The organism is Saccharothrix sp. CCNWYY140 (assembly GCF_037401995.1).
GTDB lineage: Bacteria > Actinomycetota > Actinomycetes > Mycobacteriales > Pseudonocardiaceae > Actinosynnema.
Map to the genome: position 1 here is coordinate 19,258 of NZ_JBBEGC010000022.1, position 21,744 is coordinate 41,001.

At 72.6% G+C, this 21,744-nt stretch carries 26 protein-coding genes; 13 read left to right on the forward strand and 13 right to left on the reverse strand.

The window, feature by feature from the left end; all coding sequences use genetic code 11:
- Positions 1-391: 391 nt before the first annotated feature.
- Positions 392-1,054, reverse strand: coding sequence for a (2Fe-2S)-binding protein (locus tag WBN91_RS13575; RefSeq protein WP_337724295.1), 663 nt, complete (start codon positions 1,052-1,054; stop codon positions 392-394).
- Positions 1,055-1,073: 19 nt separating this feature from the next.
- On the opposite strand from WBN91_RS13575, the gene WBN91_RS13580 reads away from it, so the two are divergent.
- A complete protein-coding gene (locus WBN91_RS13580; protein ID WP_337724296.1) occupies positions 1,074-1,682 on the forward strand; it encodes a LysE family translocator in 609 nt (202 codons plus the stop codon).
- 55 nt (positions 1,683-1,737) lie between these two features.
- Here WBN91_RS13580 and WBN91_RS13585 read toward each other — a convergent pair whose 3' ends face one another.
- Positions 1,738-2,922 carry a GNAT family N-acetyltransferase gene (locus WBN91_RS13585; protein ID WP_337724297.1) on the reverse strand — a complete coding sequence of 395 codons (1,185 nt, stop codon included), beginning with the start codon at positions 2,920-2,922 and terminating at the stop codon, positions 1,738-1,740.
- Between the two features lie 94 nt (positions 2,923-3,016).
- On the opposite strand from WBN91_RS13585, the gene WBN91_RS13590 reads away from it, so the two are divergent.
- On the forward strand, positions 3,017-3,469 hold the full coding sequence (locus tag WBN91_RS13590) for a GNAT family N-acetyltransferase (RefSeq protein WP_337724298.1): 453 nt from the start codon (positions 3,017-3,019) through the stop codon (positions 3,467-3,469).
- A gap of 112 nt (positions 3,470-3,581) precedes the next feature.
- Here WBN91_RS13590 and WBN91_RS13595 read toward each other — a convergent pair whose 3' ends face one another.
- Complete coding sequence (locus tag WBN91_RS13595) at positions 3,582-4,232, reverse strand: acyl-CoA-like ligand-binding transcription factor (RefSeq protein ID WP_337724299.1); 651 nt, start codon at positions 4,230-4,232, stop codon at positions 3,582-3,584.
- 101 nt (positions 4,233-4,333) lie between these two features.
- On the opposite strand from WBN91_RS13595, the gene WBN91_RS13600 reads away from it, so the two are divergent.
- Positions 4,334-4,597: a phosphoribosyl-ATP diphosphatase gene (locus WBN91_RS13600; protein WP_033434999.1), complete on the forward strand. Its 264-nt coding sequence runs from the start codon at positions 4,334-4,336 to the stop codon at positions 4,595-4,597.
- A 15-nt stretch (positions 4,598-4,612) separates the two neighbouring features.
- A complete protein-coding gene (locus WBN91_RS13605) occupies positions 4,613-5,521 on the forward strand; it encodes an AEC family transporter (protein WP_337729384.1) in 909 nt (302 codons plus the stop codon).
- On the opposite strand, the gene WBN91_RS13610 is transcribed toward WBN91_RS13605, so the two are convergent.
- Genes WBN91_RS13610 through WBN91_RS13620 form a run of 3 tightly spaced genes read right to left on the reverse strand, consistent with a single transcriptional unit; the run spans position 5,495 to position 7,791 of the window.
- Positions 5,495-6,151, reverse strand: a complete 657-nt coding sequence (locus WBN91_RS13610; RefSeq protein ID WP_443217719.1) for a phosphoribosyltransferase — start codon at positions 6,149-6,151, stop codon at positions 5,495-5,497. The two genes, WBN91_RS13605 and WBN91_RS13610, sit on opposite strands and share 27 nt — an antisense overlap.
- Positions 6,148-6,921 (reverse strand): thioesterase family protein, encoded by a 774-nt coding sequence (locus WBN91_RS13615; RefSeq protein ID WP_337724302.1) that lies wholly within the window; start codon positions 6,919-6,921, stop codon positions 6,148-6,150. Before WBN91_RS13615 ends, WBN91_RS13610 begins: the two co-directional genes overlap by 4 nt.
- Positions 6,922-7,791 carry a RecB family exonuclease gene (locus WBN91_RS13620; RefSeq protein ID WP_337724303.1) on the reverse strand — a complete coding sequence of 290 codons (870 nt, stop codon included), beginning with the start codon at positions 7,789-7,791 and terminating at the stop codon, positions 6,922-6,924. It lies immediately after the preceding gene.
- A gap of 99 nt (positions 7,792-7,890) precedes the next feature.
- On the opposite strand from WBN91_RS13620, the gene WBN91_RS13625 reads away from it, so the two are divergent.
- A complete protein-coding gene (locus tag WBN91_RS13625) occupies positions 7,891-9,018 on the forward strand; it encodes a site-2 protease family protein (protein ID WP_337724304.1) in 1,128 nt (375 codons plus the stop codon).
- A gap of 5 nt (positions 9,019-9,023) precedes the next feature.
- On the opposite strand, the gene WBN91_RS13630 is transcribed toward WBN91_RS13625, so the two are convergent.
- Both WBN91_RS13630 and WBN91_RS13635 read right to left on the reverse strand, forming a co-directional pair.
- The gene (locus tag WBN91_RS13630; protein WP_337724305.1) at positions 9,024-9,653 is read right to left on the reverse strand and encodes a response regulator transcription factor; all 630 of its coding nucleotides are present in this window, start codon (positions 9,651-9,653) and stop codon (positions 9,024-9,026) included.
- Positions 9,650-10,756 carry a sensor histidine kinase gene (locus WBN91_RS13635; RefSeq protein WP_337724306.1) on the reverse strand — a complete coding sequence of 369 codons (1,107 nt, stop codon included), beginning with the start codon at positions 10,754-10,756 and terminating at the stop codon, positions 9,650-9,652. The genes WBN91_RS13630 and WBN91_RS13635 overlap by 4 nt, the downstream gene beginning before the upstream one ends.
- A gap of 110 nt (positions 10,757-10,866) precedes the next feature.
- Between WBN91_RS13635 and WBN91_RS13640 the strand changes: the two genes are divergently transcribed.
- The 3 genes from WBN91_RS13640 (at position 10,867) to WBN91_RS13650 (ending at position 12,509) form a co-directional block, all read left to right on the forward strand.
- Positions 10,867-11,409, forward strand: a complete 543-nt coding sequence (locus WBN91_RS13640; RefSeq protein ID WP_337724307.1) for a hypothetical protein — start codon at positions 10,867-10,869, stop codon at positions 11,407-11,409.
- Positions 11,409-11,612: a hypothetical protein gene (locus WBN91_RS13645; protein WP_337724308.1), complete on the forward strand. Its 204-nt coding sequence runs from the start codon at positions 11,409-11,411 to the stop codon at positions 11,610-11,612. Before WBN91_RS13640 ends, WBN91_RS13645 begins: the two co-directional genes overlap by 1 nt.
- Before the next feature lie 69 nt (positions 11,613-11,681).
- On the forward strand, positions 11,682-12,509 hold the full coding sequence (locus WBN91_RS13650) for a tRNA (adenine-N1)-methyltransferase (RefSeq protein ID WP_337724309.1): 828 nt from the start codon (positions 11,682-11,684) through the stop codon (positions 12,507-12,509).
- Between the two features lie 129 nt (positions 12,510-12,638).
- Here the strand turns inward: WBN91_RS13650 and WBN91_RS13655 are convergent, their stop codons facing one another.
- On the reverse strand, positions 12,639-13,415 hold the full coding sequence (locus WBN91_RS13655; protein WP_337724310.1) for an Rv0361 family membrane protein: 777 nt from the start codon (positions 13,413-13,415) through the stop codon (positions 12,639-12,641).
- Positions 13,416-13,654: 239 nt separating this feature from the next.
- On the opposite strand from WBN91_RS13655, the gene arc reads away from it, so the two are divergent.
- Complete coding sequence (gene arc, locus WBN91_RS13660; protein ID WP_337724311.1) at positions 13,655-15,451, forward strand: proteasome ATPase; 1,797 nt, start codon at positions 13,655-13,657, stop codon at positions 15,449-15,451.
- A gap of 113 nt (positions 15,452-15,564) precedes the next feature.
- The gene (locus WBN91_RS13665; RefSeq protein ID WP_337724312.1) at positions 15,565-16,500 is read left to right on the forward strand and encodes a hypothetical protein; all 936 of its coding nucleotides are present in this window, start codon (positions 15,565-15,567) and stop codon (positions 16,498-16,500) included.
- Here the strand turns inward: WBN91_RS13665 and WBN91_RS13670 are convergent.
- A complete protein-coding gene (locus WBN91_RS13670) occupies positions 16,454-17,104 on the reverse strand; it encodes a response regulator transcription factor (protein ID WP_337724313.1) in 651 nt (216 codons plus the stop codon). The genes WBN91_RS13665 and WBN91_RS13670 overlap by 47 nt on opposite strands.
- Positions 17,101-18,207 carry a sensor histidine kinase gene (locus WBN91_RS13675; RefSeq protein WP_337724314.1) on the reverse strand — a complete coding sequence of 369 codons (1,107 nt, stop codon included), beginning with the start codon at positions 18,205-18,207 and terminating at the stop codon, positions 17,101-17,103. The genes WBN91_RS13670 and WBN91_RS13675 overlap by 4 nt, the downstream gene beginning before the upstream one ends.
- 111 nt (positions 18,208-18,318) lie before the next feature.
- Here WBN91_RS13675 and WBN91_RS13680 point away from each other — a divergent pair, with 111 nt between their 5' ends.
- From WBN91_RS13680 to WBN91_RS13690, 3 genes are read left to right on the forward strand one after another with little or no spacing between them, the layout of a single operon-like run.
- Positions 18,319-19,221 (forward strand): ABC transporter ATP-binding protein, encoded by a 903-nt coding sequence (locus WBN91_RS13680; RefSeq protein ID WP_337724315.1) that lies wholly within the window; start codon positions 18,319-18,321, stop codon positions 19,219-19,221.
- Entirely contained in the window at positions 19,218-19,985 is a 768-nt protein-coding gene (locus WBN91_RS13685) for an ABC transporter permease subunit (RefSeq protein ID WP_337724316.1), read from the forward strand. Before WBN91_RS13680 ends, WBN91_RS13685 begins: the two co-directional genes overlap by 4 nt.
- Positions 19,986-20,034: 49 nt before the next feature.
- On the forward strand, positions 20,035-20,955 hold the full coding sequence (locus WBN91_RS13690) for an aldo/keto reductase (protein WP_337724317.1): 921 nt from the start codon (positions 20,035-20,037) through the stop codon (positions 20,953-20,955).
- Here WBN91_RS13690 and WBN91_RS13695 read toward each other — a convergent pair.
- Both WBN91_RS13695 and WBN91_RS13700 read right to left on the reverse strand, forming a co-directional pair.
- On the reverse strand, positions 20,927-21,217 hold the full coding sequence (locus WBN91_RS13695; RefSeq protein ID WP_337724354.1) for a DUF6191 domain-containing protein: 291 nt from the start codon (positions 21,215-21,217) through the stop codon (positions 20,927-20,929). The genes WBN91_RS13690 and WBN91_RS13695 overlap by 29 nt on opposite strands.
- Complete coding sequence (locus WBN91_RS13700; protein ID WP_337724318.1) at positions 21,214-21,711, reverse strand: NUDIX hydrolase; 498 nt, start codon at positions 21,709-21,711, stop codon at positions 21,214-21,216. The genes WBN91_RS13695 and WBN91_RS13700 overlap by 4 nt, the downstream gene beginning before the upstream one ends.
- Positions 21,712-21,744: the final 33 nt, after the last annotated feature.

Below are 21,744 nucleotides of genomic sequence, written 5' to 3' on the forward strand. Positions count from 1 at the left end.
CGCCCCGGCACAACCGACCAGACGAGTTGTCATCCACCTCACGCTCGGTCCACCTCGGCGAATGGAGCAGCGCCCTGCGGCGAGCGCGGGCGGGAGCCGGTGGTTCGCGAGGGCGCGAAGGGTGGTTGGCAGAGGGCGGGCCGCCTCGCCGGCCGCGGGCGGCCTGGCTGGCTGCGGGCGGCCTGGCTGGCTGCGGGCGGCCTGGCTGGCTGCGGGCGGCGTGGCTGGCTGCGGGCGGCGTGGCTGGCTGCGGGCGGCCTGGCTGGCTGCGGGCGGCGTGGCTGGCTGCGGGCGGCGTGGCTGGCTGTGGGCGGCGGCGTGGCCGGCTGTCGTGGGAGCGGGTGGCCGGCTGGGGCGGCAGCGGGCGGGCCGCCTCAGTGGCGTGGGTGGATCACCTTGGCGGGAGGGGACAGTCGCCGCAGGTGCCGCCGCCGTCGAGGCGGTAGTACAGGCAGCAGCTGCGCCGGCGGAACGCGACCTCGCCGGGGAAGGGGATGAAGTCGCCCGAGCCCTTGAGCGGCGGTTCCGACAGCAGCCGTTCGCCGACCGCCACGCAGTGCTCCGCCGACGCGATACCGCTGCGCGCGACCGTCTTGAGCGCGCCGGCGATCGAGGACGCGGCGTTGCCCCACAGCAGCCCGCTCGCCACCGGCACCACCGACCGCACCGCCTCGACCACCGGCTCCAGCGACTCGGCGATCCCGACGCCCGGCGTGGCTTGATCGATCCGCACGCGCAGCCCCTCCGGCCCGTAGTGCCACCACAGGTTGTCGGGTCGGATGTCGGGCGCGGTCCCGTCGACGGCGTGCGCGGCGGCTGTCGGGCACAGCAGGCGCGCGGTGTAGCTGAGGAAGAACAGCGACGCCGCCACCCGCCGCTCCCGCGTCCGGTAGCGCTCCCCGATGGCGTCGAGGGTCCGCGGCAGCGCGGGTCCGTCGAGCAAGTCCGCGCCGGACCTCCACTCCTCGCCCGGACGGCCGATGTCGAGCGCGAAGAACGGGCTGAGACCGCGCACCTGGCGCAGGGTGGACAACACGGCGGCGAAGTCGGGCACGTCGCCTAGTCTGCCGCCCGTGGACGCACTGGGGCTGGGACTCACCTTCGGCTTGGCCGCGAGCATCAGCCCCGGACCGCTGTTGGTGCTGGTGGTGACCTCGGCGCTGCGGTCGGGTTGGCGTGCCGGCGCGTTGGCCGCGTGCGCGCCCCTGCTGTCGGACGCCGTCGTGGTCGGCGTGACCGTGCTCGTGCTCGACCGACTCCCCGCACGGGCGCTGGGCGTCCTCGGGGTCGTCGGCGCGGTGTTCGTCGTGTGGAGCGGCGTGCAGACCGTGCGCGAAGCCCGAACCGCCACCCTCGACAGCTCCGCCGAGGCAGGCGGCGACGCCCTGCGCCGCGCCGCGCTGGTGAACCTCCTCAGCCCACACCCGTGGGTCGCCTGGGCCACCGCCCTCGGTCCGCTGACGATCACGACGTGGCGCGCGTCGGCCGGCGCGGCAGTGGCTCTGCTGGTCGGCTTCTACGTGATGCTCATCGGCGGCAAGGTCGTCATCGCCGTCCTCATCGCACGCGGCAGGCGACGGCTCAGCGACACCGGCTACCGGCGCGCGCTGACCGGCGCCGGCGTGCTGCTGGCCCTCGCCGGTGTGGCGCTGGGGATCGAGTTCGCCGGCTACGGCACCTGAGGTCGGTCGGGACAAGCAAGCGGTCAGGACGGGTAGGCGGTCAGACAGTGGGCGGTCAGGGCAGGTAGAAGGTGATCAGGTCGGAGCGGATCGGCGGGAACAGGGTGTGCATCAGGTCCGCGTTCGGTCCCGGGTAGACGTCCGGCTCGCGCGCGGTCAGGCCGCGCAGGCCGTACGGCCCGAACAGCAGTGACGCCAGCTTGTCCGGAGCCACACCGCAGCCGCCCGCCACACCCGGCGCCTGCATGGTGCCGCCCGCCACCACCTCGCCCACCTCGCCGGCCTTGAACGGCAGGCGCACGTGGGAGCGGTAGAACGACACGACGGCCTCGCCCTCCGCGTCGGCGAACTCCGACACGGCCAGCCGCCGGCCGAACACCGGGCGCAGGTGGTCCAGCAGCGCCACCGGGTCGGCGATGCGCACGTAGTACGAGTTCGCCTCCTCCGGCGCGGGACCCAGGAACGGCTCCAGGGCCTCGCCGGCCAACGTGCCCGGACGCTCGTTCGCCGTCGTCGCACCGGTGTGCGCCAGCAGCGCCTGCACCGCACCGGCCTCCGTCACGGCGACCTCGGCCAGGCGCACGCCCTCCTCCGGCGGCGTGGACCGGCCGGAGCCGACCGGCACGCCGTCGCGCTCCACCAGCCACTGCGTGCTGCCGTCGCGCGCGATCAGCCAACGCCACAGCCCCAGGGAGTGCGGCATCGACAGGTCCGCCCGCGCCTGCTCGGCCTCCTGGAGGCGGTGCAGCGTCGGGATGTCGTCGAACGTCGCCTCGCGCACGGTGTACCCGTCGGCGGACGCACCCGCGCCCACCACGGGCCGGACCGGCGAGATGGGGATCGCGTACGTGTACCCGAACAGCCGGTAGAAGTACGGGATGCCCAACATCACCTGCACGAGCTGCCCGCGCGCGGCGGACCGCTCGTGCGCCCAGTCCATCAGGGCACGCACCAGCCCGCGACCCTCGTAGTCGCGATGGGTGGCGACCAGCTCCACCTGCCCCGCCGGGATCTCGACGCCGTCGAGGACCAACGTCTCGTCCAGCAGGGTGGCGGTGGAGACCACCCGGTCACCGTCCACGACGACCGCGCACGCCTCCCACCCGGCGTCCGGGTCCTCGACCACCAGGCGGTGGTCGACGGCGTCCTCGGGCTCGCCGCGCTCGGTGAGCAACGCGCCGATCTGGTCGAGGTCACGCGGCTCGGCGGTGCGCAGCACCAGCCCGTCCGACAGCGTCATGGTCGCAGTGTCGAGGGTGACCCTCCTTCCCTTCCACCGGTTTTCCGGTTGATCCGATTTGGCGCGCGGCTTCCCGCTGATCGACAATCCGCGCATGTCCTGGCTGCCGTCCGACTTCGTCCACCCGACCCACGTCGACCTGGGCACGGGCCACCACCTGCGGCCCATCCGGGAGTCCGATGTGGACCTGGACTACCCGGCGGTCATGAACTCACGCGACCGGCTCTGGTCCCTCTACGGCGAGAAGTGGGGGTGGCCGCCCGCGACCATGACCCACGAGGCCGACCGCCTCGACCTCGCCCGCCACGAGCGTGAAGCCGAGGCCCACGAGTCCTTCAACTACGCCCTGTTCGACCGGGACGAGACGGCGCTGCTGGGCTGTGTCTACATCGACCCGGTCGACACCGACTCGGCCGAGGACGCGCTCATCTCCTGGTGGGTGGTCGACGAGCACGCGGGCACCGACCTCGAACGCGCGCTGGACGCTTTCGTGCCGGAGTGGATCGCCCGCGACTGGCCGTTCACCAGACCGAAGTTCGGCATCTGAGCCCTCGGTAGCGGCCTCGGGCGCGATGGTGGTGTGCATGGCTGTGCTCCGTTTCGTTGGCATGGCTGGAAGTTGGGTCAGCGGGTCAGCGGGTCAGGCGGTCTGGGGTCGATCAGGGTGTGCCCGACGTGCTCGGCTCGGGTAGGCCGGCGGCGACCTGGGTGATCGCCTCGCGGACCAAGGGCTTGAGTGGGACCGGGGGGTCGGCGTGGACCCAGCGGTCGGTCGCGACCTGGATGGCCGCGCCCACCGACGCCGCCACCAGGCGGGGGTAGAGCTGCTCGACATCGGTGCCCGTGCGCTCCGCGATCGCCCGCGCCAGCTCGCGTTCGACCTCCGTGCCGGCGCGGGACAGCTCGCCGATGAGGGCGGGCTCGCTCACCATCAGCCGGACACCGGCGGTCCACTCCGGGTCCGGCTGCTCCACGCCCTCGGACGCGCCCCCGGACTCGGACCCGGACTCGGACCCGAACTCGGCCAGTGCGGCCTCCAGGATCGCCTCCCACAGCGACTCCTCCTGGGGGCGCAGCCGCACCTGGACGGCGAGCCTGCGCCCCCGGTCGACCTGGCGGGACGTGATCGCCTCGGCCTTGCTGGAGAAGTAGTTGTTGAAGGTGCGGGCCGACACCCCCGCCGCCGCGGCGATGTCCTCGACCAGGACGTTCTCCAGGCCGCGCTCGACCGCCAGCCGCAGTGCCGCCCGGCTCAGCGCCTGCCGGGTCTCCAGCTTCTTGCGCTCGCGCAAACCCATTCCGTCGTCCATGTGATCAAGCTACCAGAAGTTGCGGGCTCCGCAAGTTTTCGGGGCACGCAACTTTGGGGTGATTGTGTGCCCCCGTTCGGGGGATGGGAGGATGAGCCCCCGTGAAGACCTTCGACGAGCTGTTCGCCGAGCTGAGCGAACGCGCCCGCACCCGCCCCGAGGGCTCCGCCACCGCAGCGGCCCTGGAGGCGGGCGTCCATGCGCAGGGCAAGAAGGTGCTCGAGGAGGCCGGTGAGGTCTGGATCGCCGCGGAGCACGAGTCCGACGAGCGGCTGGCCGAGGAGGTCTCCCAACTGCTGTACCGGGTCCAGGTGCTCATGCTCGGCCGCGGGCTGACCCTCGAAGACGTGTACAAGCACCTGTGACCTGACTTGGCCGGGGTGCTCAGCGGGTTCGTGCCCATCTGGGTGCTCACGGTGGTCGGGTTCGTCGCCGCGCGCACCAACGTGCTCGGCGACCGCGCCGAAACGGTGCTCGGCCGGTTCGCGTTCTACCTCGCCATGCCGGCGGTCCTGTTCACGACCCTGTTGAACGGCAAGCCCGGCGCGTTGGCGAACAAGGGCGTGCTGGCCTTCGTCATCGCCACGTTCGTCGTCGGTGCGATCGGCCTGCTCGTGCACTGGAAGGTGTTCGGCAGGCCGTTGCCCGACCGGGCGCTGGCCGCGATGGCGGGCGCCTACGTCAACTCCGGCAACCTCGGCATCCCGGTCGCGGTCGGCATCCTCGGCGATTCGTCGTTCATGGTCGCCGTGCTGCTGTTCCAGCCCGTTTTCGTGATGCCGATGGTGCTGGCGGCCGTCGAGGTCGGCTCGGGCAAGCGCGGCGGCACGCTGAAGACGCTGGTCACGCTGCCCGTGCGCAACCCGATCATCCTCGCCTCGCTGCTGGGCGTGGTGGTCGGCGCGACCGGGTGGCGACCGCCGGAGCTGGTGCTGGAACCGCTGGCGGCACTGGGTTCCGCGGGCGTGCCGACGGCGTTGGTGGTGCTCGGCATGTCGCTGGGCGGGATGCGCCTGCCCGACCGGGCGGGCCGCGCGCAGCTCGGCGTCACGGTGCTGCTCAAGCTCCTGCTGCACCCGCTGGTGACGTTCCTGGGGTGCCTGGCGCTGGGCGTGGACGGGCCGCTGCGGCTGGCCGCCGTGGTGTGCGCGGCCCTGCCGACCGCCCAGAACGTCTACGTGTTGGCCCGCCAGTACCGGCCGGACGCCCGGCTGCCCCGCGACGCCGTGCTGCTGTCCACGGCCCTGTCGATGGTCACGTTGTCAGTGGTGACCGTGCTGCTCCAGTAGCGCCAGCACCTCGGCGTCCGTGGTCTGGTCGAACCGCCGGTAGAACCGCCCGACCGAGCGGAAGTCGGCGCGTTCGCGCGGGCACACCACCAGGTCGGCCACCTCGGACAGCTCCCGCACGGCCTCCGCCGCGCCCACCGGCACCGCCAGCACCAGCCGCCGCGGACCGGCCGCCCGGACCTCGCCCAACGCCGCCCGCGCGGTCACGCCCGTGGCCAGGCCGTCGTCGACGACCAGAACGTCCCGCCCGGCCACCGCGTGCCGCCCGGCCCCGTACACGTCGAGCCTGCGCCGCGCCTCCCGCCGCTCCTGCTCGACTGTGGGGGCCAGGTCAGCCGGCGACACGCCGAGGTAGGCCAGCGCGCGGGCGTCGAAGATCGGCTCACCGCCCGCGGTGACCGCGCCGACCCCGAACTCCGGCCGACCCGGCGCGCCGATCTTGCGCGCCACCGCCACGTCCAGGTCCGCGCCCAACGCCACCGCCACCTCGTGCGCCACCGGCACGCCGCCCCGCGCCAAGCCCAGGACCAGCGGATCTGTCCACTCGAAGCGCCGCAGCGCGCGGGCGAGCACCCGACCCGCGTCGGCGCGGTCCGCGAACTTCACCCGACCATCGTGGCGTCGCCTCAGCGTTCCCGCACGTACAAGGCTTGCGCGGTGCGCCCGACCGGACCCAGTTCGTCATGCAGCACACTGCTGGCCACCCCGACCCCGGACGGACCCACCACCGTCTCGGCGTCGAGCGCGAACCACTCGCCGACCGGCTCGCGGTGCAGGTGCACCGACAGGTCGGTGTTGATCGCGTACCACTTCGAGATGTCCAGCCGCGACGACACCCCGCTCGCCGAGTCGGCCACGGTGAACAGCCGCTGCGTCGCCGTCGCCTCCTCACCCGCCACGACCTGCGTCGACGTCCGCGCCCACACCACCGCGTCGCCCGGGGTGAAGATGCCGCCGGACACCGTCCGCCACTCCATCGCCGCCAGGTACCCGCACTGCCAGTCGTCCGGGATCGACATCGGCGCGCACGCCGCCGGCGGCACCAGCGGCTCGCCCTCGCCCGACGCGACCGCCGTCGTGTCGCCGCCCACGATCCGCCACGCCCGCGCCCGCAGCACCGGCCGCCCGTCGTGGGACAGCGCGGCGGACAGCAGTTCCACCGACCGTCCCGGCCGCTCCAGCGCCGCCTCGACGGTCAGCTCCGCCACCGGCACCGGCCCCAGCACCTCGAAGGTCACCCGGGACAGCACCGTGCCCGCGCGCGGGGCGCACCGCTCCAGCTCGCGGACCAGCAGTGCCGAGGGCGGACCCAGGTGCTGGTGCTCGTCGGTCCACGGCCCGGCGGTGTGCCCGGTCGCCCGGAACCGGTGCTCGTCCACCTGCTCGAAGAACGCCGTCATCTAGTCCGCCCTGTCCAGCGCCGTCTCCACGCCCGCGTCCGGCTCCGGCCACCCCGGGTAGGGCGGCGGTGTGCCGTCGAACGCCGGGCACAGCGCCTTGTGGTCGCAGTAGTCGCACAACCTGCTCGGGTTGGGCCGGAAGTCGCCCGACTTCGCCGCGCGCAGGATGGCGTCCCAGATCGCCTCCAGCGTGCGCTCGAACCGCGCCAACTCCGCCTCGTCGGGTGTGTACGCCAGCGCCTGCCGGTCCGCGAGGTACATCAGCCGCAGCTGGCGCGGCACCACACCGCGCAGCCGCCACAGCACCAGCGCGTAGAACTTCATCTGGAACAGCGCCTTGGCCTCGCCGACCTCGCGCGGCGCGGCGCCGGTCTTGTAGTCGACCACCCGGATCTCCCCGGTCGGCGCCACGTCCACCCGGTCGATGTAGCCGCGCAGCAGGACGCCGGAGGGCAGTTCCCACTCCACCAGCAGCTCCCGGGCCTCCGGGTCGAACCGGCGCGGGTCCTCCAGGCCGAAGTACCCCTCCAGCAGGCCCTCCGCGGACGCCAGCCACTCGGCCTGCTCCGCCGCGTCCTCGGCGGTGAACAGCTCGGCGAACTCCGGGCGCTCGGCGCGGACCCGGTCCCACGCCGGGCCGATCAGCTCGCGGGCGCGCTCGGGCAGGCGCTGGTCGGCGGGCAGGCCGAACAGGTCCTCCAGCACGGCGTGCACGACGGTGCCGCGCACCTGCGCCCTGGTCGGCTTCTCCGGCAGCCGGTCGACCGCCCGGAAGCGGTACAGCAGCGGGCACTGCTTGAAGTCGCCCGCCCTCGACGGGGACAGCGCGGGCCTGCGCACGGGGCGTTCGGAGATCGTCGGCACTGCCATGCCCGAAACCTTAGGGGACACCCCCGACAAGATCAGGTTGTGTGAGTGTCGCGCGAGCGGGTCACAGCGCCAACACACCGGGACCCCTAGGCTTTCGACGTGGTGACCGAGCAGAGCTGGCGGCGGGTTGGGCGGGACGGTGGGCTGCCGTTGTTCCGCGTGGCCGGCATCCCGGTGCTGCTCGCGCCCTCCTGGTGGCTCGGGTCGGCGGCGATCGTCGTGCTGTACGCGCCGATGGTCGAGCGTCTCGTGCCCGGCGTGGGCGGGACCGCCGGGGTGTTGCTGGCCGCCACGCTTGCGCTCCTGCTGGGACTTTCCGTGCTGGCCCACGAGCTCGGGCACAGCCTGGTCGCGCTGCGGCTGGGGATGCCGGTGCGGCGACTGCGGCTGTTCCTGCTCGGCGGCGTGTCGGAGATGATGCGCACGCCGGACAACCCGCGCCACGAGGGGTTGATCGCCGCGGGCGGGCCGGTGGTGTCGACCTTGCTGGCCGGGGCCTTCGCGCTGGGGGCGTACGCCATCCCGCACCGGGACCCGGTGTGGCTGCTGATCGCGCAGACCGCGTTCGCCAACGCCGCCGTGGCCGCGTTCAACCTCCTCCCTGGACTGCCGCTGGACGGCGGGCGCATCCTGCGGGCCGGTGTGTGGGCGGTGACCGGGCGGCGGGCGACGGGCACCAAGGCGGCTGTCGCGGGCGGCGGCGTGGTGGCCGTGCTCCTGGTCGCCTGGGCCGTCATGGGGCTGCTCGACGGCGCCGAGGACCGGTGGCTGGTGTTCGGCGTGTGCCTGATCACGGCGTGGGTCGTGGTCGCGGGCGCGCGCGGCGAGTTGACCGCCGAACGTCGCCGCACGTGGCCGGAGGGGCTCACGTTGAGCCAGCTCATGCAGCCCGTGCTGCAACTGCCCGCCGAGAGCCCGGTGTCCGGCGCGCTCACCGCCTCCGCCGGTCGCGGTGTCGTGCTGGTGCGCGCGGACGGCGTCGCCGCGGGCCTGCTGGACCGGGGGATGGCCGAGCGCCTGGCCAGCACCTCCCCGCACGCGCCCGCCGAGCAGGCCGCCGTCCCGATCCGGCCCGAGACCGTGCTGCTGGAGAACGAGACCGGCGACGAGCTGGCCGAACGGGTCATGGGCACCCCCGCCTGGGAGTACCTGGTGGTGGACCTGGAGGGCAGGCCCTCGGGCGTGCTGCGCCGCGCGGACCTCAAGGCCGCGCTCGACCGCGGGTAGAGCGGTCAGAGCAGCCCGGCGTCCTGCGCGAGGATCGCCGCCTGCACCCGCGACCGCAGGTCCAGCTTGGTCAGCACACGCGACACGTGCGTCTTCACGGTCGTCTCCCCGATGTGCAGTTTTCGCCCGATCTGGTGGTTGGACAGGCCCTCGCCGAGGCACCGCAGCACCTCGACCTCCCGCTCGGTCAACGCGTCCAGAGCCGCCGGCCGCGCCTTGGGGGCCGCCGCCGCGAACTCGGCGATCAGCCGCCGGGTCACGCTCGGCGCCAGCACGCCGTCCCCCGCCGCCACCTGCCGCACCGCATCCACCAGCGCCGCCGCCTCGACGGACTTGAGCAGGAACCCGGCCGCGCCCGCCCGCAGCGCGCCGTGCAGGTACTCGTCCAGGTCGAACGTGGTCAGCACCAGCACCGCGCACACCCCGGACAGCTGCCGGGTCGCCTCGATGCCGTCCGTGCCGGGCATCCGGATGTCCATCAGCACCACGTCGGGCCGCAGCTCGCGGGCCATCCGCACGGCCGCCGCCCCGTCCGCCGCCTCACCCACGACCTCGACGTCGGCCGCGCCGCCCAGGATCAGCACCAGGCCCGCGCGGATCGCCGCGTGGTCGTCGGCCACCACCACCCTGATCACAGCGGCAGCTCCGCCCGCACGACCCACTCCGTCCCGTCCGGACCCGCCGCGAACGTCCCGCCCACCGCGTGCGCCCGTTCCGCCATGCTCACCAAACCCGTCCCCGACCCGTCCCCGGCGGTCCGCACCGAGTTGCGCACCACCAGCACCAACCGCCTGACCTGCCGTTCCACTCGCACGGACGCGTCCGCGCCGTGTTTCAGGGCGTTCGTCAGCGACTCCTGCAAGATGCGGTAGGCCGCCAGGTCCACCGCCACCGGCAGCCCGTCGACGTCGTCCGCCGCGTACTCCACCGCGAGCCCTCCCGCGCGCGCCGACTCCACCAGCCGCGACGCGTCCGCCAGCCGCACGGTGACCGGCTCGTCCACCGGGTCGTCGGCGCGCAGCACGTCGATCATGGTCCGCATCTCCGCCAGCGACGCCAGGCTGTTCTCCCGGACCGACTTGAGCACCGTGCGCACGGTCTCGGAGTCCGCGGGCATGGACAGCACCGCCTCGGACTGGATCGCGATCGCCGACAGGTGCCCGGCGACCACGTCGTGCAGGTCACGCGCCATCCGAGCGCGCTCGGCGTCGACCGCCGCCCGCCGGTCCAACTCGGCGATCAGGGCCAGCTGCTCGGCGCTGTCGCGGTGCTGCCGGACGTTGGTCGCCCACCACACCGGCACCACGACCAGCGAGAACATCTGCAACCCCGCGTAGAGCGACTCGCGCCAGTCGTCGTTGAGCACGCCCACGGCCAGCGTCACGCCCAACGACGTCGCCGCCACCACCCCGATCAGCACCCGGTGCAGCCGCCGCGAACCGTCCAGCGCCGCCACGAACAGCACGTCGATGAACACCATCACCACCGGGACACCCAGCCCGCGGGTCAGGTCCAGCAGCGCCGCGCCGCACACGAGGGCCAGCGCCAGGGCCGGGGCCGTGCGGCGGACCAGCGTGCCCGCGCACGCGACGGCCAGGATCGCCAGGCGCGCCCACAGCGGGGTGGGCAGGTCGTCGCGGCCGAACGCCAGGTCCAGCCCGCCCGCGTAGATGATCGTCCCGAGGGTGAAGAAACCGAGCGCGACCAGCACTTCTCGGCGTTTCGGGCGGATCTGCACACCGGAATCACAACACACCTCCGGTGCGGGCTGCGTCCTACGAAGTGATGACCCGCGGTCGATCCGGTCGCCGACGCGGTGCGCCGGGGCCGACCAGCAGGCTTGTCGTCGTGGTTGATCCGTTGGTCGTGGTGATCGTGGCGTGCGAAGTCGGGTTCTGGGTCGTGCTCGGGCTGGGGCTGCTCGCCCGGTACGTGCTGCGCATGCGCAAGGTGGGCGGCGTGCTGCTGGTGTGCACGCCGTTGGTCGACGTGGTGCTGCTGGTGGCGACCGTGGTCGACCTGCGGGGCGGGGGCGAGGCGACCACCGTGCACGGGCTCGCGGCCGTCTACCTGGGCGTGAGCGTGGCGTTCGGGCACAGCATGCTGCGGTGGGCCGACCAGCGGGTCGCGCGCCGGTTCGCCGGTGGGCCGCCGCCGTGGCGACCGCCGACGAGGGGGCGCGCGAGGGTGCGCTACGAGTGGCGAGAGTGGGGGAAGTTCGTCCTCGCGGCGGCGGTCACCGCGGCGGTGATCTCGCTGCTGGTGGTCGTGGTGGGGGACGCGCAGCGCACCGAGGCGCTGTGGGGGCAGTTGCGGTGGATGGCCGTGGTGGGGCTGGTCTGGCTGGTCGGCTGGCCGGTCTACCACTCGGTCACGCAGAAGGGGGAGTAGTGCGCGAGGTCGTGGGGATCGTGTTGGCGGTGCCGCAGGGGTTGGTGCCGCTCGTGCTGATGGCGTTGGGGGTGGACAGCAAGAGCTGGTACCTCGTCCGGTACCTGCCGGAGTGGGCGCAGATACCGGCCGCGGTGGCGTTCGTGGTGGTCGGCGGGCTGTTGGCGCTGTCCGGGGTGGTGGGGCGACGACGAGGCCGCTGAGGGCGCGGCGCGGGGCTTCTGCGACCATCGTGCGCTGTTGTTCCGCACTTAAGCAGGAGGTTCGCCGCGGTGAGCACCGCCAGTGGTCCGTTCCAGCCCGGAGACCGGGTGCAGTTGACCGACCCGAAGGGACGGCACTACACGATCGTGCTCGAACCGGGCAAGGAGTACCACACCCACCGCGGCGCGCTGTCGCACGACCAGCTGATCGGGCAGCCCGAGGGGTCGGTGGTGCAGTCCGTGGGCGGCACGTCGTTCCTGGCGCTGCGGCCCCTGCTGGCCGACTACGTGCTGTCCATGCCGCGTGGCGCGCAGGTGATCTACCCCAAGGACGCCGCCCAGATCGTGATGTACGGGGACGTGTTCCCCGGGGCGCGGGTGCTGGAGGCCGGGGCCGGGTCGGGCGCGCTGACGTGCTCGCTGCTGCGCGCGGTGGGGGAGAAGGGCAGCGTCACCTCCTACGAGGTGCGCCAGGACCACGCCGACCACGCGGTGCGCAACGTCGAGCAGTTCTTCGGGGAGCGGCCGGGCAACTGGTCGCTGACCGTGGGTGACGTCGCGTCGCACGAGGGTGAGGTGGACCGGGTCATCCTGGACATGCTCGCGCCGTGGGACGTGCTGCCGGCGGTCTCCAAGGCCTTGATCCCCGGTGGTGTCCTGGTGGTGTACGTGGCCACCACGACCCAGCTGTCCAAGGTGACCGAGGCGATCCGGGAACAGCAGCACTGGACCGAGCCGCAGGCGTGGGAGACCCTCGTGCGGCCGTGGCACGTGGTGGGGCTGGCGGTGCGGCCGGAGCACCGGATGATCGCGCACACCGCGTTCCTGCTGACCACGCGGCGGCTGGCCGACGGGGTGACGCCGCCCCGGCCGCAGCGGCGGCCCTCGAAGGGCTGATCACGGCTTGACCTGCGAAAACGGCCCGTGCGCGGTGTGCGCACGGGCCGTTTCGGGCTTGTCGGAGGTGTGGCCTCCGGCCCCCGCGTCGATCGTCTCACGGGGGACCGACAACCGGCGTGGTCGAGGTCAGCCGCCGAGGCCCTCGAGGTCCTTGAACATGCCGCAGACCTTCCAGTCGCCGTCCTCCTTGACCAGGTCGATCGTGTAGTCCTTGTCCTTGATGAACTCCTTGTACTCGGACGGCACGTTCGAGTAGGCGACCTTCGCCTTGGCCGAGGCCTTGTCGCCGTTCTCGGTGACCTCGCCGAGGGTGTGCTGGGCCTTGACGTCCTTCAGCTCGCTGTCGCCCACCTCGCCGGCCGGGGACTTGGCCTTGTCGCGCAGCTCGTCGAACTTGGACTGGTCGCCCTTGCACAGCAGCTTGCGGAACGAGTCCGCGTCCGCGTCGGAGTCGGAGTTCTTGTTCAGCAGGGCCACGTAGGACTCGGCGGTGTCCTTGGGCGAGCTGCCGCCCACGAGCGTGACCAGCAGGACCGCGACCACGGCGATCACCACGACGCCGACACCGCCCAGGATCCACGGCAGGGGGCTCTTCTTGCGCGGCGCGCCGTAAGGGTCACCGAAACCACCCGGTTGGCCGTAACCGGGCTGACCGAACTGGCCGGGCGGCCCGTACGGTTGCGGACCGCCACCCGGCGCGCCGGGCTGACCGGGCGGCGGGAAGCCACCCGGGGGCGGTCCGTAGGGCTGCTGCTGCCCACCCTGTGGGAAACCCTGCGGCGGCGGCCCGAACCCGCCGGGCTGTCCGCCGAACCCCTGCTGTGGACCGAATTGGCCTGGTTGTTGGCCGAATCCACCCGGCTGCTGACCGTACGGTCCCGGCTGCTGAGGGGGGACGGACATCACATGCTCCTAGAACTTTGCGCTGGTGACGGGCGAGGATGCCCGGAACACGAAAGGTGACCCGAACTAGGACGCACCGTAGCGGGCGGGAGGTTCCGTCAGACACCGATATGGAGCAGTTCATCCGGCCGAGCGGGCGGAATGTGTGATCACACGACCGCCGGGAACCCGGTCGATGGCCGCTTTTGTCGGTGATCGCCGGTACCGTTGTCGTACGAACACGGGAGGAGGGTGCCGACATGCAGCACGGTCATCCCGGCAGCCAGCCCGATGAGGGTGGCGAGCTGAACAAGGGCAACAACTCTGGTGAGCTGACAGCGCAGATCAGGTTCCTCGAGGACGAGATCGCGTTGTTGCGCCGCAAGCTGACCGAATCCCCCAGGCACGTTCGCTTGCTCGAGCAGCGGTTGGCCGAGGCCACGGAACGTGTCAGTCAACTGACCGAGCGCAATACGAAGCTCATCGACACCCTTCGAGAAGCACGGAGCCAACTGCTCGCCCTGCGCGAGGAAGTGGACCGCTTGGCACAGCCGCCGAGCGGTTACGGCGTGTTCCTGGCGCGGTTCGAGGACGGCACGGTCGACGTGTTCACCTCCGGCCGTCGCATGCGGGTCTCGGTGTCGCCCGCGGTCGAGACGGCGTCGCTGGTGCTGGGCCAGTCGGTGCGGCTCAACGAGGCGCTGACCGTCGTCGAGGGCGGCGGGTTCGAGCGGACCGGCGAGGTCTGCACGCTGCGCGAGGTGCTGGAGTCCGAGGAGGAGTCCTCCATCGGGCGCGCGCTGGTCGTCGGCCACGCCGACGAGGAGCGCGTGGTGTGGTTGGCGCAGCCGCTGATGGACTCGCCGCTGAAGGCGGGCGACTCGCTGCTGGTCGACTCCAAGGCCGGTTTCGCCTACGAGCGGGTCCCCAAGGCCGAGGTCGAGGACCTCGTGCTGGAGGAGGTCCCGGACGTCAAGTACGAGGACATCGGTGGTCTGTTCCGGCAGATCGAGCAGATCCGCGACGCGGTGGAGCTGCCCTTCCTGCACGCCGACCTGTTCCGCGAGTACAAGCTGCGCCCGCCCAAGGGCGTGCTGCTCTACGGCCCTCCCGGCTGCGGCAAGACCCTCATCGCCAAGGCGGTGGCCAACTCCCTGGCCAAGCAGGTCGCGGCGGCTCGCGGCGACGACCGGCGCGAGGCCAAGAGCTACTTCCTCAACATCAAGGGCCCGGAGCTGCTCAACAAGTTCGTCGGCGAGACCGAGCGGCACATCCGGCTGATCTTCCAGCGGGCGCGCGAGAAGGCGTCCGAGGGCACCCCGGTGATCGTGTTCTTCGACGAGATGGACTCGATCTTCCGCACCCGCGGCTCCGGTGTGTCCTCCGACGTGGAGACCACGATCGTCCCCCAGCTGCTCTCGGAGATCGACGGCGTCGAGGGCCTGGAGAACGTGATCGTGATCGGCGCGTCCAACCGGGAGGACATGATCGACCCGGCGATCCTGCGGCCGGGCCGGCTCGACGTCAAGATCAAGATCGAGCGTCCCGACGCCGAGGGCGCCAAGGACATCTTCAACAAGTACCTCACGCCCGACCTGCCGATCCACGCCGACGACCTGGCGGAGTTCGGCGGCGACCCGGTGGCCTGCATCGAGGGCATGGTGCAGCACACCGTCGAGCGGATGTACGAGGAGTCGGAGGAGAACCGGTTCCTGGAGGTGACCTACGCCAACGGCGACAAGGAGGTCCTGTACTTCCGGGACTTCAACTCCGGCGCGATGATCCAGAACATCGTCGACCGGGCCAAGAAGGCGGCCATCAAGTCGCTGCTGGACACCAAGCAGCCGGGTCTGTCGGTGCGGCACCTGCTCGACGCGATCGTGGACGAGTTCGCGGAGAACGAGGACCTGCCCAACACCACCAACCCGGACGACTGGGCGCGGATCTCCGGCAAGAAGGGGGAGCGGATCGTCTACATCCGCACCCTCGTCACCGGCAAGAACCAGGAGTCCGGTCGGGCGATCGACACGGCCACCAACACCGGCCAGTACCTGTAACGGCACTCGCCCCGGGAAGCCCGTCCACCTCGTGTGGGCGGGCTTCCCGCATGTCCGCGCCCGCTGTGGGGTAGACGTTGGTCATGGGGTGGTGGGCAGGGACTCTCTTGTGCTTGTACGCGGCGGTCGTCTTCTTCGTGGCCAAGGACGCGGGGCAGTTCTCCGCGCTGTCGATCGTGGTGATCGTCGTGTTGGCGCTCGGCGCGGTGGGCGCGTGGACCGGGCGTCGGGTCGGCCTGTGGGTCGGGTTCGGCGCGAGTGCGCTGGCCGGCGGAGCGTTGCTGGTCGCCGCCGTGCGCGATGGCGAGTCGTCGGGGTTCTGGCTGGCCGTCGTCGCGCTGGTGCCGGCGGCGCTGCTGCTGGGAGCGTTGTTCCGGCGGCCCGTGCGGCGGCGGGCGGACCGGTCGTGGCTGTGGTTCCTGGTCTTCGGCGCGCTCGGCGTGGTGGCCGGTGTGGCGGTCGCGGTGACGGTCTCGGTGTGGCCGGGGGTCGGCGCGGCGGCGTTCGGGATCGGGTTCCTGCTGTTCGGGGCGGTGCTGAGGCCGTCGCGCGAACCCGGTGACGGGCGTGACTTCCCCGCGTCGGGGTGGCGGGTGGCGGCGCTGGTCGGCTCGTTCGGAGTGCTGGCGGTGGGCGCGGGCGTGCTGGCCTTCGTGTTCGGTTCGGGCGGGCAGTGGGGTGGTGCGGGCGCGTTCGGGCTGGCGGCGGTGGCGCTGCTGGTCGGCCTGGTGATCGTCGTGGTCCGCGGCGGCAGCGGCGTGCGCGTGAGCGACGCGGGCCTGGAGTTGCGGATGGGCCGCCGGCACGCCGTGCTGGAGTGGTCCAGGGTGGTCTCGGTGGACCTGGCGAGCGTCTACGGTCAGCACTACCTGCTGGTGGAGCCCGCCGACCAGGGGATCGCCGAGCGCTTCGACGGGCTGCACCGCAAGTGGTTCGACCGCCGGTTCGTGGCGTTGCCGCTGGTGACCAACTCCGCCGACCCGGAGGCGGTCTACGCGGCGGTCAGCTCCCGCCTGCCGACACCAGACCCGACTCGTACGCGGCGATGACCAGCTGAGCCCGGTCGCGGGCCTGGAGCTTGTGCAGCAGCCGCCCGATGTGGGTCTTCACCGTGCCGACCGACAGGTGCAGGGCCTGGGTGATCTCGGTGTTCGACAGGCCGCGGGCGATCAGGGCCAGCACCTCGCGCTCCCGGTCGGTGACGCCGTCCAACTTGACCGGCCGCGACTCGGGCAGCCTCGCGAACTCCGAGATCAACCGCCTGGTCACCGACGGCGACAGCAGTCCGTCACCCTCGGCGACCACCCGGATCGCGGCCAGCAGTTCGGCCGGCGGTGTGTCCTTGAGCAGGAAGCCGCTGGCACCCGCCCGCAGCGCCGAATAGACGTACTCGTCCAGGTCGAACGTGGTCAGGATGAGCACCCGCGACTCCGGCGAGGACATCGCGACCTCCCGGGTGGCCGCGATGCCGTCCATGCCGGGCATCCGCACGTCCATCAGCACCACGTCCGGCCGGGTCCGGGTGACCACCCGCACCGCCTCCGCCCCGTCGCCGGCCTCGCCGACCACCCGCAGGTCCGGCGCCGAGTCCACCAGCACCCGGAAGCTGCCGCGCAGCAGGGCCTGGTCGTCCACCACCACGACGTCGATCACGCGAACGGCACCTCCGCCCGCACCTGGAACCCGCCACCGCCGCGCGGCCCCGCCGCGAACGTGCCCCCGTACACCGCCACCCGCTCCCGCATCCCGATCAGCCCGTGCCCGCCGCCACCGGTGAGCACCCGTTCACCCGGACCGTCGTCGGTCACCGCGATGCGCACCGACGACTCGCCCACCGCCACCTCGACCCGGCACCGCGCGGGCGCCGCGTGCTTGACCACGTTGGTCACCGACTCCTGCACGATCCGGTACACGGTCAACCCCAGCGCGTCGGGCAGCGGACCGCCGGACACCGCCAGGTCCACCGGCACGCCCGCGAGCCCCGCCCGCTCGACCAGCCCGGGGAGGTCGTCCAGGCCCGGCATCGGCTCCAGCTCCGCCGACGAGTCCTCCGAGCGCAGCACGCCCAGCAGCCGCCGCATCTCCACCAGCGTGCCCCGGCTCGTGGTCTCGATGACCGCCAGCGCCTCCCGCGCCAGCTCCGGCTGCGTGTCGGCGACGTGGTTGGCGATGCCCGCCTTCACCGTGATCAACGACAGGCTGTGCGCGACCACGTCGTGCAGCTCGCGCGCGATGCGCAGCCGCTCGTCCGCGACGGCCTTGGCGGCCTCGTCGGCGGCGGCGCGGTCGGCGAAGGCGCGGCGGACGCGCGTGGAGTGGCCCAGCGCCCACGACCCGGTCAGCAGCACCGCCACCACGATCGCCAGGCCCAGGTCGTCCGGCGAGGGCTCGGCGTGGAAGATCGTGACGGCGCCGACCACCAGCGAGTACCCCAGCATCGCCACCGACCGGTTGCGCGGCGCGGTCGCGGCGGCCATGTAGAGCGCGAACGCGGCGGCCGAGTACGGCTCGCGGGTCATGTGCAGGACGGTGGCGGCGCCGAGCGCGGTCACCACGACCAGCGCGACGGTCAGCGGCCACTTCCGGCGCACCGCCAGCGGCAGCCCGACCAGCGCGGCGAGGGTGTAGCCCAGCCAGTGCGGCCCGTCGCTGTCCTGGACGAACTCCAGGTAGATCACCGTCGCCAGCACGCCCGCGAGCACGTCCAGCAGGTACAGGTAGACCGTCGGGAGCCAGGCGGGCAGACGTGATCGCACGACGCTGACGCTATCCGGGCGCACGGCGGCGGACATCGGACCACGGTCCGACCCGGAACGAAGACCGCCGTCCGATCCCGGGAGCGCCCCGGGCCCGCGACGCTCGACGCCGTGATCGAAGTACGCGAACTCACCAAGCGCTACGGCGCCCACCGGGCCGTCGACGGGCTCAGCTTCGAGGTCAAACCCGGCTACGTGGCCGGGTTCCTCGGCCCCAACGGCGCCGGCAAGTCCACGACCATGCGCGCGGTCCTCGGCCTGGACCGCCCCACCAGCGGCGAGGCCCTGGTCGACGGCCGGCGCTACGCCGACGTCCCGCGGCCCCTGCACCACGTCGGCGCGCTGCTCGACGCGAACGCCGTGCACGGCGGCCGGAGCGTCTACAACCACCTCCGGGTGCTGGCGCGCAGCAACGGCATCGGCGTCAAGCGGGTCGTGGAGGTGCTGGAACAGGTCGGGCTCGCCGGTGTCGCCCGCCGCCGGGTCGGCACGTTGTCGCTGGGCATGAAGCAGCGGCTGGGCGTCGCGGCGGCCCTGCTCGGCGACCCGGCGGTGCTGCTGTTCGACGAACCGGTCAACGGCCTGGACCCGGAGGGCATCCGCTGGATCCGTCACCTGATGCGGGGTCTGGCCGCGGAGGGCCGCACGGTGCTGGTGTCCAGCCACCTGATGAGCGAGATGGCGCTGACCGCCGACCGGGTCGTGGTGATCGGGCGCGGCCGGCTCATCCTCGAAGCCTCGATGCGGGAACTGACCGAACGCTTCCAACGGGACGTCCTGGTCCGCACGTCGGCGCCCCAGGACCTCGCGGCGGCCGTCGAACGGCTCGGCGCGACCGTCCGGCACGAGGACGGCGCACTGCTGGTGCACGGCCTGAGCGCCTACGACATCGGCGAGGCCGCCGCCCACCGGGGCGTCCCGGTGCACGAGCTGACCCCGCGCAGCGCGTCGCTCGAGGACGCCTACCTGGAGCTGACCGACGACAGCGTCGAGTACCGGACGGTGGCCCGATGACCGACGTCCTGGCCTCGGAGTTCCTCAAGCTGCGCACCGTCCGCTCGACGGTCTACCTGCTGCTGGTGCTGGTCCTGGCGCTGTCGGCGGGCGTGCTGGTGTCCTACCTGATGACCGCCGACTACGACAGCCAGCCACCGGACGTGCAGGCGAACTTCGGCGCCGCCGACCCCGGCATGGTGGTGCTGCCGTTCGGCCACTTCGTGCTGGGTGTGCTGGGCGCGCTGGCGGTGACCTCGGAGTACGGCAGCGGCATGATCCGCACCGCCCTCGTCAGCGTGCCCCGCCGCCGCTCCCTGCTGCTGGCCAAGTCCGCCGTCGTCGGCGGCACGTCGCTGGTGGTGGGCGCGGTGGTGACGTTCCTGGGTTTCCTGTTCGGCGAACTCGTCACCGGGGACCGACCCAAGCCGATCTCGGCCTACGACTCCCTGTCCGAGGCGATGCCGACCCTGCTGGCGAACACGGCCTCGCTGACCACGATGGGCCTGTTCGGGCTGGGCCTGGGCTTCCTGCTGCGGTCCACGGCGGGCGCGCTGGTGACGCTGTGCGGGCTGCTGTTCGTGCTGCCGGGCATCACGCTGCTGCTGCCCGCGCCGTGGAACGAGCGGCTGTACGCGATCATGCCGCCGATCCTCCCTCCGCAGCTGGCGGGGGAGCTGCCGGGTGCGCCGCTGGGGCAGTGGGCGGCTGGGCTGGCAATGGTGGCCTACCTCGTCGTCGCGCTCGGCGGTGGCGCGCTGGTGCTACTGCGCCGGGACGCCTGAAACGCGCGTGACCGGCGGTCGGCGACGGCCGCCGGTTACGGTGTCGGGCGTGCCCGACTTCGCTCTAGGCCTCGCCGCGCTCGGTCGTCCCGCCTACATCAACCTGGGCCGGGACGGCGCTCTCCCCGCCGATCGGGACGTGGACGCCATGCGTGCCGCGTGCCACGCCGTGCTCGACGCGGCCTACGCGGCCGGGGTGCGCAGAGTGGACGCGGCGCGTTCCTACGGGCGGGCCGAGGAGTTCCTGGCGCAGTGGCTGGACGATCGAGGCCACCGGGATGTGCGCGTGTCCAGCAAGTGGGGTTACGAGTACGTCGCCGGGTGGCGGCGGGACGTTGCCACGCACGAGGTCAAGGAGCACTCGCTGGAGCGGTTCACCCGGCAGTGGGCCGAGACCGAGGCCCTGCTCGGGGCGCACCTCGGCCTCTACAAGGTGCACTCGCTGACCGGCGACAGCCCGCTGTTCGGCAACCCCGAACTCCTCGGCGCGCTGGGCCGGCTACGCGACTCGGGTGTGCGCCTGGGCTTCTCCACCTCGGGCCCGAGGCAGGCGGACACCGTGCGCCGCGCCCTGGACCTGGAGGTCGAGGGGCGGCGGCTGTTCGAGGCCGTGCAATCGACCTGGAACGTGCTGGAGCCCTCGGTGGGGCCGGCGCTGGCGTGGGCGCACGAGTCGGGTGCGGAGGTGTTCGTCAAGGAGGGCATGGCCAACGGGCGGCTCGCCGTGGACCCGCCCGCCGCCGTCCGCGAACTGGCCGCCAAGCACGACGTGGGGCCGGACGCGATCGCGCTGGCCGCCGTGCGCGCCCAGCCGTGGGTGGACGTGGTGCTCTCCGGCGCGGCGAGCGTGGACCAGCTGCGCTCGAACCTGCGTGCCGGCGAGGTCGACCTGGACCCCGGCGACCTGGCCGAGCTGGCCGAACCCGCGCCCGAGTACTGGGCTACGCGGGCGGCGCTGCCTTGGGGGTGAGCCGCACCGCGCCGGAGTCGAGGTCGATCGGGCCGCGCGGGGGAGCGCCGTCCTCCTCGTCGTCGCGGCGCATCAGCTCGACCTGCCGCTCGTCCAGCTCGATGCGCTTGCTGCCGTGCACGATCTGGGTGAACTCGTCGAACGCCGCCCGCGACACGACCGGGTGACCCTGGCGGCGGCGGACCGCGCGCCACACCCGCTCGCCGGTCGCCAGGCCCACCAGCAGCACGGCGAGGCCGGGGATCGACATCGCGAAGATCATGCCCAGCACGAGAACCACCCCAGGATCAGTTCCCGACCGTCCGGCACCACCGGCCACTCGGGGTCGTCGGCCTTCGCGCGCACGTCGGCGAGGTCCATCCACCCGCCCCACGCCACTTCCTCGGGCTGGAGGGTGAACGGGCCGTCCGTGCGCACCTGGTAAACGTGCGCGGTGTAGCGGATGGTTCCATCCACGAACGGCGTCGTGAAGCAGAACTCCGGGGTGGTGTGGACACCCAGTTCCTCGGCCAGTTCCCGCGCGGCGCACTCGTCCGGCGTTTCGCCCGCCGCGACCACGCCGCCGCACGTCGGGTCGTAGAGGCCGGGGTAGACGTCCTTGGTGTCGGTGCGGCGGTGCACGAACAGCCGTTCGCCGTCCAGCGACCGCACGACGATCGCCGCGCAGACGTGCCACAGCCCTTCCGCGCGCACCCGCTCCCGCGTCGCCGACCCGACCGGTGCGCCGTTCTCGTCCACCACCAGCACGTGTTCCACGCCAAGATCCTCCCCAGGTCGTACCGGACCGTG

Bases quoted from the DNA above. Each gene is read 5' to 3' on its own strand.
- WBN91_RS13620 (WP_337724303.1), bottom strand. From the start codon at position 7,791: ATGGCAGTGCCGACGATCTCCGAACGCCCCGTGCGCAGGCCCGCGCTG.
- WBN91_RS13685 (WP_337724316.1), top strand. From the start codon at position 19,218: ATGACCGACGTCCTGGCCTCGGAGTTCCTCAAGCTGCGCACCGTCCGC.
- arc (WP_337724311.1), top strand. From the start codon at position 13,655: ATGCAGCACGGTCATCCCGGCAGCCAGCCCGATGAGGGTGGCGAGCTG.
- WBN91_RS13695 (WP_337724354.1), bottom strand. From the start codon at position 21,217: ATGATCTTCGCGATGTCGATCCCCGGCCTCGCCGTGCTGCTGGTGGGC.
- WBN91_RS13655 (WP_337724310.1), bottom strand. From the start codon at position 13,415: ATGTCCGTCCCCCCTCAGCAGCCGGGACCGTACGGTCAGCAGCCGGGT.
- WBN91_RS13590 (WP_337724298.1), top strand. From the start codon at position 3,017: ATGTCCTGGCTGCCGTCCGACTTCGTCCACCCGACCCACGTCGACCTG.
- WBN91_RS13615 (WP_337724302.1), bottom strand. From the start codon at position 6,921: ATGACGGCGTTCTTCGAGCAGGTGGACGAGCACCGGTTCCGGGCGACC.
- WBN91_RS13585 (WP_337724297.1), bottom strand. From the start codon at position 2,922: ATGACGCTGTCGGACGGGCTGGTGCTGCGCACCGCCGAGCCGCGTGAC.
- WBN91_RS13595 (WP_337724299.1), bottom strand. From the start codon at position 4,232: ATGGACGACGGAATGGGTTTGCGCGAGCGCAAGAAGCTGGAGACCCGG.